The following is a 13,721-nucleotide window of genomic DNA, read 5'->3' as shown; positions in this document are numbered from 1 at the left end:
ATGATTGAGCTAAATAGAACCATATTTTACATTTTTTGATCAATTGCTCACTTTAAAAATGCAAATAAAAATACGATTGGCACAAACCAATCGTATTTTCTGAATCATCTAAATAGGACTAAAATTTAAAACGGATTCCTGCACCATAAAGCCACTCATTTTCAGAAGATGATTGCTGCTGCCAAACCGTTTCCTCATTGCCCTGACGATAACTATAGCTAAGATCCACAAAAGGCATGACCTTTTTATTGATTTCATAACGGGTTTCCAGCCCCAATTGTGCGGTACTTAAACCGGTTTTTTGCGCATAGCTGGAGTCATCACTCAACACCACATTCAGATCCAGATAAGGCTTTAGAATCAGTTTTTGGGTCAGCAGCAAATCACGTTCCGTTTCCAGACTCAAAGACGTTTGATTGTCCTGACCCACATATAAATAAGCATTGGTTTCAAAGAAATACGGTGCCAATCCATGCACCCCAATAACGGCATCGACCTGATCCTGATCGACTTCTCGATTCTGGTCATTGCGATAGCGTAGACCGGCCTGTACATCCCAGAAATCGGCAACATTGCGACTGTACAACACTTTGGTCTCATATTCCGCTTGCTGTGATTCAGCATCATCGGCATGCAGCTTGATGAAGATTTTATTTTCATCCGTCCCGATTCGGGTTTCCAGTTCCGATTTTAACACCCCTTCGCCATGGTCATTGCGCAGCCATTTACTTTCCACAGTGGTTTGCTGATAAATCTGCCCGCCATGCTCTTTGATATGCTCGGCAGATGCAGCATCGTTTGCGTTCGTATTTTCATCCTGTACAGATGGTGCCTGTTTTGCTTCAACAGGTGTTTGGGCTGTAGTTGATACGACATGATGCTGCGAATGGTTGGCTGGCACTTTATCCGATTCTAGGGTCTGCACTTCCGCCATCGACATGGTTTGATGACTTAGCTGTGCAAAACTTGGTCCAGATAGCAACAGGAATGAGACACTCAATGTGGTCATTGCAAAGTGATTAATGATGCGCATGTGAGTCTCCTTGCTCAACTTGAGCCGGCGTAGCAGGTGAAGCTAGCATTTTATGTCCATCCACATTGGCCACCACCAGTTTACTCATCATGCCCGATGACATGTGATAGAGCAGATGGCAATGAATCGCCCATTCGCCTACTTCATCGGCAGTCAGCAAGGCCGTGACCGTTTTACCCGGCGGCACAATCAGGGTATGTTTATTGGGCAAATCTTGGCTACTTTGACCATTTTCCAGCTGCATAAACATGCCATGCAGATGCATCGGATGTGCCATCATGCTGTCATTAATAAATTTCAGGCGGATACGTTCGCCATATTTCACCTGTAACGGTTCAACTTCAGTAAATTTCTTGCCATTGATAGTCCAGATATAACGCTCCATGTTGCCGCCCAAACGCACTTCCAGCTCTCTCTCTGCCGGACGGGTATCGGGCTGTGGAGTTAATGATTTCAAATCGGCATATTGCAGTACCTTATGTCCAGCTGGTGTGGATGCATTGGCCCAGCCATAAACCACGGGCGCCTTATTATCTGAAGCGGGTTGTGCTGTACGATGCGTTGCATGGCTTTGCTCGTGCTGCTGATCAGACTCAGGCTGTGCGGATGGCAGAGTCGCATGTTGCGAATGCTTCTGCATGACAGCATGATTCATTTGAGTATGATCCATGGTCTGATGATCCATTGTAGCCATGTCATGTTTCATTGACGAATGATCCATCTTTGAATGATCCATCATTTGATGCTTCATTGCGCCTGGACTATGTGGATCTGCACTGGCTGGATTTGTACCACTCTGATGACCATCCATCTGGGCATGGTTGGCATGATCACTGGATGAAGAACCGTGTCCCATATCTTCCATCGTCAGTAATGCACGTGGACGCGGCTTAGGCATGTGAATCGCATGCGTCACTGGAGAATTTTCATTATGCAGTGTCCCAATCGCAAACCCGCTCCGGTCAATCGATTCGGCTTCAATTTGATAATGATTGGCTTTCGGCTCAACAATCACGTCATAAGTTTCTGCATTGCCAATGCGAAACTCATCTACAGGCACCGGTTGAACCGGCTGGCCATCGGCGCTCACCACAGTCATCTTCAAGTCTGGAATACGCACACCATAAAAGGTCATGGCTGAAGCATTGATAAAACGTAAACGGACTTTTTCATTCGGCTTAAACATGCCGGTCCAGTTTTGTTCAGGCGTTTTACCATTGATCAGGAAGGTATAACCGGTGACATCAGACAAATCGGTTTTCAGCATGCGCATCTGGTTCCACATGGTACGGTCTTGCCAGGTACTTTTGAGTCCATCGCGCTGCACTTGCTTCAACACGTCGGCCACAGTTTCACGCCTATTTTGATAATACTCTGCAGACTTTTTCAGATTCTTTAAAATCTGTGCACTGCCCGACTGATGAAAGTCGGACAGCATCACCACATAATCACGATCAGCCTGTTCATGCGCTGCTAGCGGCTTTTTCCCTTGAGGATAAATCACCAGGGCGCCATATAAACCATCCTGTTCCTGTCCTTTGGAATGCGCGTGATACCAATAGGTGCCGTTTTGCCGCACCTTGAAACGATAGACAAAATCAGCTTGCGGTTTAATCCCTTTAAACTGGTTAAAACCCGGTACGCCATCCATCAATCCTGGCAACAATAAACCATGCCAGTGAATGGAGCTATCCTTGTTTTTCATATTGTTATGCACATGAATCACAGCATCATCACCTTCTTCAAATTCCAGAAGGGGCGCAGGAAATTGACCATTTACGGTAATCCGTTTTAAGGACTTTCCAATGATATTCACTCTCTGTTCATCAATGTTGAGATGATATTCTTTGACTGCGGCAAACGCCCACGACGATGACACTAAACACACCCCAATCACGAGGCTTTGACTTAATTGTATAGACATGACTGAACCTATAATTTAAAAATAAATAGTTTTTTTAAATCACGGTCAAGCTTTTGGGGGACGTAAAATCTGCTGCCAGAAACCGCTTAAATGCTGGGCGGAATAAGCAAAATTCAGCTGTGGATGTTCTTGAATGGCTTGCACATGCACCAGAGGGTGTGCTTGAGAATCCAGCCAGAGACTGAGACTCTGGCAATGCAACTGCAGGCAATCATTACAGCTGAAATGCTGCTGTTGATCACTCATGCCCTGATGACAATCCAGATCATGGGACACGTCTACCTGTTCGACAGGATGCTGCTGCATGTGCGGTTGAGTTTTGAGTGAATCATGGCAACCTGACATGGTCGTCATGGACATTTTATCTTCATGTTGAGCCGTCAATTCACTCATCATTTGCTGATGCATCGGCTGTTCAAATGCCAAGACAGCATTACTCCACCCGATGGCAAAAACCATCAGGAACACAAACCAAGCCTGTTTGCGTAATAAAGTGAGCACAGTATTGTCCTTAGCCGATGCACAACAAAAGATAAATCATGTTCTTTTGATTTCAGTCTACCAGCATAACCAAGATCTAAGTTATACACAATTTTTAAATTTATGCTAAACAGTATCAAGTCCGGTTGAATAATGCCAACTTAAACAATAAAGTTATTTTTTAAACAGTGGTATTTTTAAGCATAGATGAATAAAGCATCATATTTTTTAATAGCTTAACAAGCTAAAAAAGGACTCATTTGAGTCCTTTTTATACATTTAACGTCTAATTATTAAGCTATTGATCTACAATTGTTTATAAACTAATCAAGTTATCCATATAGTTATCTACACAGATATCCATATGGTTATCCATAAAGTTATCCACAACTTAGCAATAATTAATTGTAGATTATTAAAGATTAACTGAAGTTACTTTTGCCAGTTCTGAACGCATTTCATCAATCACAGCTTTATAATCCGGTTTGCCAAAAATAGCCGAACCAGCAACAAACATATCTGCGCCTGCTTCGGCAATTTCGCGAATATTGGCTGGAGTCACGCCACCATCAACTTCTAAACGGATGTCACGGCCAGAGGCATCAATGATCTTGCGTGCCTGACGAAGTTTATCCAAAGTCATGGGAATAAATTTCTGACCGCCAAAGCCCGGGTTAACACTCATCAACAAAACCTGATCGACTTTGTCCAATACATAGTCCAAGTAATGCAATGGCGTGGCCGGATTAAACACTAGACCCGCTTTGGCACCACCCGATTTAATTAACTGTAAAGAACGGTCAATATGATCTGTAGCTTCCGGGTGGAAAGTAATAATGTCAGCACCGGCTTCCAGAAAATCACCAATCATGCGGTCTACCGGTGACACCATAAGATGCACATCAATCGGCGCCTGAATACCGTATTTTTTTAATGCCTTACATACTCCAGCACCAAAAGTCAGGTTAGGCACATAATGGTTATCCATCACATCAAAATGTACAACATCTGCACCTGCAGCAAGCACATTTTCAACTTCTTCACCCAAGCGGGCAAAATCGGCAGATAAAATGGAAGGTGCAATTAAATATGGCTTGGACATGGGAGAACCTGGCTATGCATTTGAATTGATTTTTCACATTATAACAAATTGAACTGGACTTCTGTGATTCAATCCTTATGTAGCGCTGTTTATTCGGCATTCCAAATCTGCAACGGTACGTTCTATTTTTTTAACTTTAGCGATTTCTTTAATTTGTTATTTTGACCTAAGCACACAAGGTAAATAAGAATGAAAAGTAATACACAAATTATCACATCAGAAGCAGCCCGTATCGCCAAACGTTTACTCAATCATTGGAAACATAGATTTGAAGTTTCTGAAACTGAAGACAGTTTCAGTATTTTTATGCCAGATGCGACGGTTAAGCTGACGCCACAATCAGCAGTATTGTTGGTTTCAATTGACAGTCCATTAGAAGACTTAAGCAAACTGGAAACAGTGGTTCTGGATCATTTAAGCCGAATGGCACAGCAAGAATTTACTGCAACATGGCAGCATCAATAAGTAAGGGAGAATTGAATTCCCCCCTTTTTGAATGAACGATCAGGCTTCAAGTTGTACCGCATGAAACTGCAGATGGTCATCCATAAAGGTCTGAATAAAATAATACCCGTGGTCATAGCCAGCGTGTTCACGCAAGGTCAGTGACTGTCCTGCCTCGGCACAGGCTTGCTTGAATAATGCCGGATTCAGTTGTGTATAGAATTGATCATTCAATCCTTGATCAATCAGAATTTCATTAAACAATGCGCCCTTAGACTGAACCAGAGCTGTTGCATCATGCTTTTTCCATTCTGCCTGATCTGCACCTAGATAATGTGAAAATGCCTTTTCACCCCATGGACATTCGCTCGGTGCACAAATAGGCGCAAAAGCAGAGACTGATTTAAATTTTTCTGGATATTTAAAGGCCAGTGTAAGTGCACCATGTCCGCCCATGGAATGGCCAAAAATCCCGACTGCATGTGCCTGAACCGGAAATTCCTCGATGACTACATCATAAAGCTCTTCAGCGATGAAGCTTTCCATTTGATAATGCTCAGCCCAGGGTGCCTGAGTAGCATTAATATAAAATCCGGCACCCAGACCAATGTCCCAGGAATCTCCAGCTGCGACCTGTTCACCTCGCGGTGAGGTATCCGGACTAATCAGGATAAAACCTAGCTGGGCTGCCAAACGTTGTGCATGTGCCTTGATGCTAAAGGTTTCTTCAGTACAGGTCAGACCCGCCAGATAAAACAGTACCGGACAAGCCTGCCCGCTTAAGGCTTGCGGCGGCAAGAAAATACCAAATCTGGATTCCCCGTTCAATACCTTGGAATTCAGGCTATAAATTCGCTGTTCACCCTCAAAACATCGATTCTGCTGGATAAGTTCCATTGTTCTTGTCCTTATTGTGCTGCCACGCTTAATTGTGGGGTTTCTGTCTTGATTTCTGTTTTCAGGTCTGCTGGAAACAGGCGCTGCTCTAATTGCGGCAGCATAAATTCCATATTTTTGCCAATCGACCATTGCGGTTCAGAAGCTTCAAATCCTTGCGCTGTTTCCCATTGTGCCACGGTTTTTTTGGTCTGCTCAAAAGCGCCTTCTATAGACATCTGCTCGCGCATGGCCTGATCAAAAAAGGCTCGTCCGAAATAGGTATAATCGGCTTCGTTAGAACAGCCAAAAGAAGAACGGTCCGCCGCAGATGCGGTAATAATTAAAGTATTATCATCTTGTAAGGCCGGGACAAAACTACCTGAATAACAGGCCGAAATCACAATCACCCGCCAGCGAATGCCAGACTTATCCAAGGTATCTCTGAGCCATTTGGGATCGACATCATTCAGATCGATCGGTGCATTTTCCATTTCAAATTCATTCGGCAAACCGTGCGAAGTCATGTATAAAAATAACACATCACTTTCTTTATTCATTTGCTGGCCAATACGGCGTAATGCCATCTCCATACTGGTACGCGAAGCAATGGGTATCTGGGTTCGGGTTTCCGGATTATTAACCAAAACCATTGAACGGCCAAAGGTACCGAAGCGCGTATCAAATTGTTCTTTAATCCGTTCTACTTCAGACTTAAAAACATCTTGATAGCCTGCACCTGCGACCCCAAGAAAATACCAGTGTGACTGGGCAAACTCACCATATTGGATAGATTCCAGCGACTTGTTCAAGATCCGGCTTTGCGCATAAAAGGCATCTTCAGCAAAGCTTGGCGGGGTTTCTTCCACTTTCCAGATCGGCTGGTTTTTAACCGACATTTGCCACACCACAAGGGTGAAAAGTGTCGCGGCAACGATCAATGCCCGCTCCCACCACGGCCATTTTAATTCACGTGAAAACACCCATACTACCGCCAGACTTTGCCAGACAAACAGCACCATGAAGATGGTCGGCAAATAGTCATAGAACATGTAGGGCAATACATCAATATAGCCCAGATACTGGATCAAGCTTTGTAATAAGGCAATATGAGTATCCAGTACCAGCCACAGCAAGGCCGGTACCAGCATAAGACGAAGATTATTAATCCGCTGCGACAGGAAAATACCGACAATCAACGCGATAAAAGGCCATAAAGCATAACTGATCAGGCCCTGTGAGTTAAACTGCCCGATCTCATCTGCACTGAGCCAACTGAATAAACTGTTGGCACTGCCGCCTAAAATTCCCCAAAAAATCAGTTGCAGAATGGATGGTCGAACAATTTGCAAAGATCGGCGCGAACCCAAAAAAAGCCACATCCCGGCAGTTTGGTTGCTCTTAAAATCATGCCAAAAATTGATGGAGGGTTTAAAGTCGATCATAAGATTTTCGGGGGGCTTTAGCTCGCGAGTTTACACTCTAAGTTTATGCTTGATGGAATTTTTATCAATGCTGCTTTGGGACTATATAACAAATTAATGCACATTATTGAAACAATTACCAAACTACTCGGGAAAATGATGCTGAAAATATGCATCAAAACGACAGGCATCTCCCTGCCATTGATGATCTGGTTCTAGGTTAGCCAAATAGACAGCCAGACGTGGCCGCTTCACCACTACACGTTTTGCCACTTTTTGTGCCAAAGTTAACAGATTATCGCCCAGATCCATTTCTCCATGTTCAGGCAATAACAGATGTAACAATTGCATCTGCTTTTTAACTTGTGCCTGTTTTTTAATGGCTTGCTGATTCTGATCGCGCTGTGGAAACATCGGATCAAGATAAACCACATCCACCACATTCTGCTGCTCAGCCTGCTGCCTTAAATAATCGGCAGAATCAGAAAAAACCAGATGAATTCGTGACACTACTGAACTGAGAAAAGCATCATTTTGCGCATGGTTTTTACTGTCTTCCAGTAAGGTAAACAGGACTGGATGCCGTTCAACCAAGGTAACTTCAGCACCCAAATGTGCCATTAACAAACTGTCATGACCTAAACCGGCAGTCGCATCAATTAATGTAGGCTTTTCACCCAGATTACAGGCGCGTGCAATCATTTCAGATTTTAACGAGGAACGTTTTAAACGCGGTACTTCAGCTTGCCAATCAGGCTGCATCTTCATGCCATTGGCACACAACCACAGACCCGACTCGTCTGCACATAAAGCCAGTTCAGGATTTAAACGCAGAAATCGGGCATTCAGCTTTTCAATGGTCTCAACATTTACAGTGACTCCACGCGAAGAAAGCACAGCAGAATACTGCTGTGCTTGTGCTTGAAACTGAGCTTCTGTAAACAAATGCATTACCAAGAAACCCAGCCTGTCCACCAAGTTGCCAAAATAAACAGACCAAAACCTATGCGGTAGTACGCAAATGCAGTGAAATCATGTTTCGATACATAGCGGATTAATGCACGAATCACGATAAGTGCAGAAATAAATGCCACAATAATACCCACAGCTAGAACAGCCATATCATTGCTATGCAAATCAGCCCTCATTTTGTACATATCTAGTAAACCAGCACCCATTAATACAGGAATACCCAGAAAGAAGGAAAATTCTGCTGCTGCTTTACGTGATACACCTAAAAATAAAGATCCGATAATGGTTGAGCCTGAACGTGAAGTCCCTGGGAATAAGGCTAAACATTGAATCAAACCAATTAAAGTCGCTTGCTTGTATGTCAAGTCATCCACTTCTTGAGTTTCAATGCTATGCGGACGGCGTTCAGCCCATAAAATAATAAAACCACCCACAATTAAGGCAATCGCGACAGTAATCGCATTAAACAGGTACGCCTTGATGATATCGCCAAACGTTAAGCCGATAATGATGATTGGAATTGAAGCAATAATTAAGTTAATACTTAAACGGCGGCCCTGTTCTTGACCTTTTAACCCACCGATTAAAGCGCCCCAAAGTTTGCCCCAGTACTCGTAAATCACCGCTGCAATTGCACCAATCTGCACTGCAACCGCAAACATATCTCTTTTTTCAATGGTCCAGAAATCTAAAAGCTGACCTGCTAAGATTAAATGCCCGGTACTTGAAATCGGTAGAAATTCAGTAATCCCCTCTACCAAGCCCATGATGGCCGCTTTAAATAATAATAAAAGATCCATATCTAACCTTAAGTTGCTTTAATTTGTTCTGGAATTTTTTTCCACGCATTATCACGCAAATATACTGGTAGTGCTTCTTCAGCCGCAACCCACTGCTGCTGCAATGCAGCAATACGTGCAATTTGTGCAATATCTTGTGCTGTGGCAACAATCTCTTTGAATTCTATAGCTTCAGGCTGAATTAAAGCTGAACCTGAACCGACAAGTTCAAATCTGATGGCCTGATTGGCAGCACTATAATTTAACAGTTGCTCTGTATCCACAGCCTGCATAATGCCGTGCTGATCTAGCTCAAAACTGGCAATATAAACTTCGTTCATGCGGGCATCCAGCACCGCAGTGACTGAGCGTAGACCCGCTACACGATAGGCTGCCTGCGCTAAGGCCTGTAAGCTTGAAACTGGAACTACCGGCAAATCGTTTGCCCATGCCAAGGCCTGAGTGACCGCCGCATTAATGCGCACTCCACTAAACGAACCGGGACCACGGCTAAATGCAATTGCAGTTAAGTCAACAGCAGACAAATCAAGCTGGTTAAAAGCTTGTTCGATCATTGGGAGAATCGTTTGCGTTTGTGCTTTTGCTCGTGCATCTAATTGAAAAAATAATTCTTGAGTGTCATCTACAATAGAAACGGAACACTGCTCATTGGCAGTTTCCAATGCCAGCAATTTCATGCACAACCTTAATTCATTTACATATAAAAACGTCGGATATGATACTCCACTCATGCGTGCTAGGCGAGATTTTCCATTCGCAGGATACAAAAAAGCCAAGTCTATACTTGGCTAAACCTATCCTTTAGAAATTAAAGTTCAACAGACTCTAAATGCTGAAAATTCTTGAAATGTTCTGCGTAGTGCATGGCACTCATTTTTAATTTGACTTCCGCTGCCTGATCTAAAGTCTTCACGATTTTTCCAGGTGAACCCATCACCACAGAATTGTCAGGAATCACTTTCCCTTCAGGAATTAAAGCATTGGCACCAATGATGCAATTTTTACCGATAACGGCATGATTCAAAATCACGCTGTTAATGCCAATCAAGCTATTATCACCAATGGTACAGCCATGCAGCATCGCTTGATGCCCTATCGTGACATAACTGCCAATATGCATTTCAATGCCGGCATCGGTATGTAAAACCGCATTTTCCTGAACGTTGGTAAAATCACCAAGTTTAATCTTGCTGTTATCGCCTCGGATCACGGCACCAAACCAGACACTGACCTGCTTTCCCATTTCCACTTGACCAATCACTGTGGCCGTATCTGCCACCCAGCCATCCCAAGGCTGATGTGTTGCTTGAGGTGCATGTCCCTTAAATTTGTACATCATTTTTTTCATCTTCCTTAATCTTGATATTGCTGAATTTATCTGGTCTGCTTAAGTTTTTTGCCGTAAAAGGCAGGCGAATTTAATAAAAAAGGCCATTCTTTTTGATAATTCAAACCATACTGAAACAGTGACACCAGCATCCGCGCAGTTAAGCCCCAAACAATTTCATTTTCCACACGCATGCTGGGAAAATACAAGGACTGATGCGCATATCGGACTTCATAGGGAATAGGTGGCGCATTCATTAAATTGCTGAGCGATGCAAAAAAAATACGATCAATTTCAGTTGGTTGAGGTATCAATTCCACTTCAGCAGGAATCAGTCCAACCACAGGTTTGACTAGCATGCCATTACGGGCTTTTTGCATGGGCAAATCACCAATCAACTGCACATCAAATGGATTAAGTGCGGTTTCTTCATAGGCTTCACGCAAAGCGACCACAATGTTACTGGTATCTTGTGGATCTCTTTTCCCACCTGGAAAAGAAACCTCCCCGGCATGATTGGATAAATATAAAGAACGGCGTGTCAGCAAAACTTTGGGATCGGACTCATCGGTAATCGCAATTAGTACAGCAGCCTGAGCAGGCTTTATACGCGTAGAAAAGCGCAACCTGTGCTGTAATAATTGTATTAATGAGTAGTCATCCATGTGTTACTGCTCCTGCTACCTTCTTTATTTCATCATAGCTGAATTTTTATTCCAAAGGATAGAAATGATGCCAAATTTGGATTTTTCAGTTATGCTGATCAACACCTTTATCATTGACGATGAATATGAATTTCTGTGTAATTTGCGGACATAAAACAACGGAAAAAATTCCACTCGGCGATCATCAACTACGCCGTGTATGTACAGATTGCGGCAATATTCATTATGTCAATCCCAAAGTGATTTGCGGTGCACTTGTATTGTGGGAAAATAAAGTTTTGCTTTGCCGCCGTGCTATTGAACCACGCTATGGTTTATGGACCCTGCCTGCAGGTTATATGGAACTGTTTGAAACCATGGAACAAGGCGCTGCCAGAGAAACTCGGGAAGAAGCTGAAGCTGAAGTCGAAATTGAACAACTTTACTGTATGTACAATATTCCCCGAATTGGGCAAATTTATGTGCTGTTTAAAGCCAATTTAGTGAATGGAATATTCGGTGCAGGTGAAGAGACCATTGAATCGCATTTATTTGAAGAACATGAGATTCCCTGGACTGAACTTGCTTTTCCAAGCGTAGAACGGACCTTAAGACATTATTTTGCAGACCGTAAAACTGCTTCATTCGATATGCATTTAGAAACTTTAGGAACCCGTTTAGATCATACCGGTTAAAATTTTCTAATTTTTTAACCTACAATAAAAAAGCCCATCATGAGATGGGCTTTTTTTTTGCTTTTGTTAGATTTTAGGTTTTACGGTATAACATGAAGCCAAAGAAAAAGTTAATGTGCCTCCACTCAACTTGGCAAGTTGTTTATCATCAGTAGTATGCGTTTGATTATTGGTATTATAAACTTTTTGGAAGCTTGCTAAGGTACTTGCCCATTTTACCGTATCAACAGCAGAATCTTTAAATGTAACCTCTGCTGTGCCCGTATTAAGATTTAATAAGTTACTTACATTAAGTAAAGCTCCGCCAATCACAATATTATCTCCAGAACTTGAAGTCTTAATATTGGAATTCATACCGACTAAAGCACCATTAATATTACCCAACTTTGCATTCGCCAATACCATACGTAAGGAAAGAGTCTTATCATTTGTGAAAGCACGAGATACCGTACCTATGCGATATTGTTGTACACCATCATTTACATAAGTTGATGCATTAAATTTACTGCTATCACAAGAAGCCGTACTCATATCTCCTGTAGAGTCTGACTTCATATTGGTTCGAATGTTCCCCTTTTCGTCAATGACTATTCCGAGTACTACATCTGGCACCGTTGTATCTGTAAATTTAAATGTTAAATCTGCATACATCGGGAATAGATAACCTTCACCAAATTTCACATTATTAATTGTCTTAAATACCCTTTTATCTAAATACGTAATAGGGAAAATTTTGTACAAGTCCAATGTACCTTGAAAATTTTCACTTCCTATCGTCTGACGCCACAAACCAAAATCATATCTATCCGCCAGAGCCACTTCTGTTTTTCCAGTTAATAACTTATAGAATTTTTCTTTACCAGCAATCATATAGTCATTATATAAGGTTCCCTGATAAATGCTTAGAGGTGTAAGTACGTTATCAACCTGGAAATCAAAATTCTGATCAATTTTTTTGGTCACTGGATTAATCCAATGATTTTGTGCATTTGCTGTCATACGAATAGGTTTTGTGGTGGTCAGCAGTTTTGTATTTAAGCCACCTATAGTCGATGTATTACTGATACCTGCTCCACGCCATTGCAAACCACTTCCGAAAGTATAACCATCACGATCGGTAATCAACATGAAATGTCCAAATAGATGCTGCGTTGAATTATCCGTAGTATCACAGGTACTTTTATTACACCCAACCAAACCATCTGAACCACTTAATAAACTACCAAGAACACCAGATGTTGAAAATAACGAAAACTCCGGTTGATACACCCCTGCATTTGCAATAGTGATGAGTTTTAGTACGGTAGTACGTGCCTGTTCATCACTTATAGTAGAAATATCAACCCAAGGTTTAAGGAGAGATTCAAATTCAATATCTGTTGCATTGACAAATTTTTCCTGTGCAATAGATTCTAGGATATTTTCAAGATCAGATCTCATCTGATCGGTGATATATAAGGCTTGGATATCTGTTGGATCCATAATACTATTGCCCTGTTGTGCCAGTGCTTGCAATATTTTTGCAATTCGTATCGCAACTTTTACAGTGCCATCCGTATTCGAATTAATATCTACAGCCTTCTTCCCTGTTATTCCAAAAGCAATATCTAAAATAGTCAAACGAGGTAGTTGTGATGTGCTTACTTTGGCAATTTCGTTTAAGTTTAATGTGCCTAAATTAATTTTTTTATCTTTTTCACCCTTGATAAAGAAAGTAATTGTATCCCCAACTTTACACGCGCCTTGTGCTACGCCATTTTGTAAATCTAAATAGGTGACAAAGCTATTTTTTTTATCACTACTACAGGTAAAATTTAACCCATCCAATGGATAATCTAATGCAAATCCTAGGCAGCCTGCGGAATCTATAGTACACGCCCCATGTGCCGTACTGGAATCATAGACTTCAGGAATAACATTGGCACTTTCACCGCCACAACCACTTAAAGCTGCCATCAATGTCGTGAGGGCAAAAGGGAGTAAATATTTATTTTTCATCC

Annotated in this window: 14 protein-coding genes; 2 read left to right on the top strand and 12 right to left on the bottom strand. The window is 42.1% G+C overall.

What is annotated here, in order from left to right:
- Window positions 1-118: 118 nt before the first annotated feature.
- From WAE57_RS04245 to rpe, 4 genes are all read right to left on the bottom strand, one after another.
- Entirely contained in the window at window positions 119-1,033 is a 915-nt protein-coding gene (locus WAE57_RS04245; protein ID WP_337708546.1) for a copper resistance protein B, read from the bottom strand.
- On the bottom strand, window positions 1,020-2,957 hold the full coding sequence (locus tag WAE57_RS04240) for a copper resistance system multicopper oxidase (protein WP_337708544.1): 1,938 nt from the start codon (window positions 2,955-2,957) through the stop codon (window positions 1,020-1,022). Before WAE57_RS04240 ends, WAE57_RS04245 begins: the two co-directional genes overlap by 14 nt.
- A 45-nt stretch (window positions 2,958-3,002) precedes the next feature.
- Entirely contained in the window at window positions 3,003-3,458 is a 456-nt protein-coding gene (locus tag WAE57_RS04235) for a hypothetical protein (RefSeq protein WP_337708542.1), read from the bottom strand.
- A 394-nt stretch (window positions 3,459-3,852) separates the two neighbouring features.
- Window positions 3,853-4,539: a ribulose-phosphate 3-epimerase gene (gene rpe / locus WAE57_RS04230; RefSeq protein ID WP_337708540.1), complete on the bottom strand. Its 687-nt coding sequence runs from the start codon at window positions 4,537-4,539 to the stop codon at window positions 3,853-3,855.
- A gap of 189 nt (window positions 4,540-4,728) precedes the next feature.
- On the opposite strand from rpe, the gene WAE57_RS04225 reads away from it, so the two are divergent.
- Complete coding sequence (locus tag WAE57_RS04225) at window positions 4,729-5,004, top strand: DUF2218 domain-containing protein (RefSeq protein WP_337708538.1); 276 nt, start codon at window positions 4,729-4,731, stop codon at window positions 5,002-5,004.
- 39 nt (window positions 5,005-5,043) lie between these two features.
- On the opposite strand, the gene fghA is transcribed toward WAE57_RS04225, so the two are convergent.
- From fghA to WAE57_RS04190, 7 genes are all read right to left on the bottom strand, one after another.
- The gene (fghA, locus tag WAE57_RS04220) at window positions 5,044-5,880 is read right to left on the bottom strand and encodes an S-formylglutathione hydrolase (RefSeq protein ID WP_337708536.1); all 837 of its coding nucleotides are present in this window, start codon (window positions 5,878-5,880) and stop codon (window positions 5,044-5,046) included.
- An 11-nt stretch (window positions 5,881-5,891) separates the two neighbouring features.
- Window positions 5,892-7,304, bottom strand: coding sequence for a C13 family peptidase (locus tag WAE57_RS04215; protein WP_086174934.1), 1,413 nt, complete (start codon window positions 7,302-7,304; stop codon window positions 5,892-5,894).
- Window positions 7,305-7,427: 123 nt separating this feature from the next.
- A complete protein-coding gene (locus tag WAE57_RS04210; protein WP_337708533.1) occupies window positions 7,428-8,234 on the bottom strand; it encodes a class I SAM-dependent methyltransferase in 807 nt (268 codons plus the stop codon).
- Window positions 8,234-9,055, bottom strand: a complete 822-nt coding sequence (locus WAE57_RS04205) for an undecaprenyl-diphosphate phosphatase (protein ID WP_086197691.1) — start codon at window positions 9,053-9,055, stop codon at window positions 8,234-8,236. Before WAE57_RS04205 ends, WAE57_RS04210 begins: the two co-directional genes overlap by 1 nt.
- 8 nt (window positions 9,056-9,063) lie before the next feature.
- A complete protein-coding gene (tsaB, locus tag WAE57_RS04200) occupies window positions 9,064-9,732 on the bottom strand; it encodes a tRNA (adenosine(37)-N6)-threonylcarbamoyltransferase complex dimerization subunit type 1 TsaB (protein WP_337708527.1) in 669 nt (222 codons plus the stop codon).
- 131 nt (window positions 9,733-9,863) lie between these two features.
- Complete coding sequence (locus WAE57_RS04195) at window positions 9,864-10,394, bottom strand: gamma carbonic anhydrase family protein (RefSeq protein WP_337708525.1); 531 nt, start codon at window positions 10,392-10,394, stop codon at window positions 9,864-9,866.
- A 35-nt stretch (window positions 10,395-10,429) separates the two neighbouring features.
- Complete coding sequence (locus WAE57_RS04190; protein WP_337708523.1) at window positions 10,430-11,047, bottom strand: CoA pyrophosphatase; 618 nt, start codon at window positions 11,045-11,047, stop codon at window positions 10,430-10,432.
- Between the two features lie 125 nt (window positions 11,048-11,172).
- Here WAE57_RS04190 and WAE57_RS04185 point away from each other — a divergent pair, with 125 nt between their 5' ends.
- The gene (locus WAE57_RS04185) at window positions 11,173-11,721 is read left to right on the top strand and encodes an NUDIX hydrolase (protein WP_086174940.1); all 549 of its coding nucleotides are present in this window, start codon (window positions 11,173-11,175) and stop codon (window positions 11,719-11,721) included.
- A gap of 66 nt (window positions 11,722-11,787) precedes the next feature.
- On the opposite strand, the gene WAE57_RS04180 is transcribed toward WAE57_RS04185, so the two are convergent.
- Window positions 11,788-13,719, bottom strand: coding sequence for a hypothetical protein (locus tag WAE57_RS04180; protein ID WP_337708521.1), 1,932 nt, complete (start codon window positions 13,717-13,719; stop codon window positions 11,788-11,790).
- Window positions 13,720-13,721: the final 2 nt, after the last annotated feature.

Source organism: Acinetobacter sp. NS-4, from assembly GCF_037402435.1.
In the GTDB taxonomy this organism is placed as follows: Bacteria; Pseudomonadota; Gammaproteobacteria; order Pseudomonadales; family Moraxellaceae; genus Acinetobacter.
This window is presented reverse-complemented; position numbering and strand designations above follow the sequence as displayed.

Bases quoted from the DNA above. Each gene is read 5' to 3' on its own strand.
- WAE57_RS04240 (WP_337708544.1), bottom strand. From the start codon at position 2,957: ATGTCTATACAATTAAGTCAAAGCCTCGTGATTGGGGTGTGTTTAGTG.
- WAE57_RS04225 (WP_337708538.1), top strand. From the start codon at position 4,729: ATGAAAAGTAATACACAAATTATCACATCAGAAGCAGCCCGTATCGCC.
- fghA (WP_337708536.1), bottom strand. From the start codon at position 5,880: ATGGAACTTATCCAGCAGAATCGATGTTTTGAGGGTGAACAGCGAATT.
- tsaB (WP_337708527.1), bottom strand. From the start codon at position 9,732: ATGAAATTGCTGGCATTGGAAACTGCCAATGAGCAGTGTTCCGTTTCT.
- WAE57_RS04190 (WP_337708523.1), bottom strand. From the start codon at position 11,047: ATGGATGACTACTCATTAATACAATTATTACAGCACAGGTTGCGCTTT.
- WAE57_RS04195 (WP_337708525.1), bottom strand. From the start codon at position 10,394: ATGATGTACAAATTTAAGGGACATGCACCTCAAGCAACACATCAGCCT.
- WAE57_RS04245 (WP_337708546.1), bottom strand. From the start codon at position 1,033: ATGCGCATCATTAATCACTTTGCAATGACCACATTGAGTGTCTCATTC.
- WAE57_RS04215 (WP_086174934.1), bottom strand. From the start codon at position 7,304: ATGATCGACTTTAAACCCTCCATCAATTTTTGGCATGATTTTAAGAGC.
- WAE57_RS04205 (WP_086197691.1), bottom strand. From the start codon at position 9,055: ATGGATCTTTTATTATTATTTAAAGCGGCCATCATGGGCTTGGTAGAG.
- WAE57_RS04180 (WP_337708521.1), bottom strand. From the start codon at position 13,719: ATGAAAAATAAATATTTACTCCCTTTTGCCCTCACGACATTGATGGCA.
- WAE57_RS04210 (WP_337708533.1), bottom strand. From the start codon at position 8,234: ATGCATTTGTTTACAGAAGCTCAGTTTCAAGCACAAGCACAGCAGTAT.
- WAE57_RS04185 (WP_086174940.1), top strand. From the start codon at position 11,173: ATGAATTTCTGTGTAATTTGCGGACATAAAACAACGGAAAAAATTCCA.
- rpe (WP_337708540.1), bottom strand. From the start codon at position 4,539: ATGTCCAAGCCATATTTAATTGCACCTTCCATTTTATCTGCCGATTTT.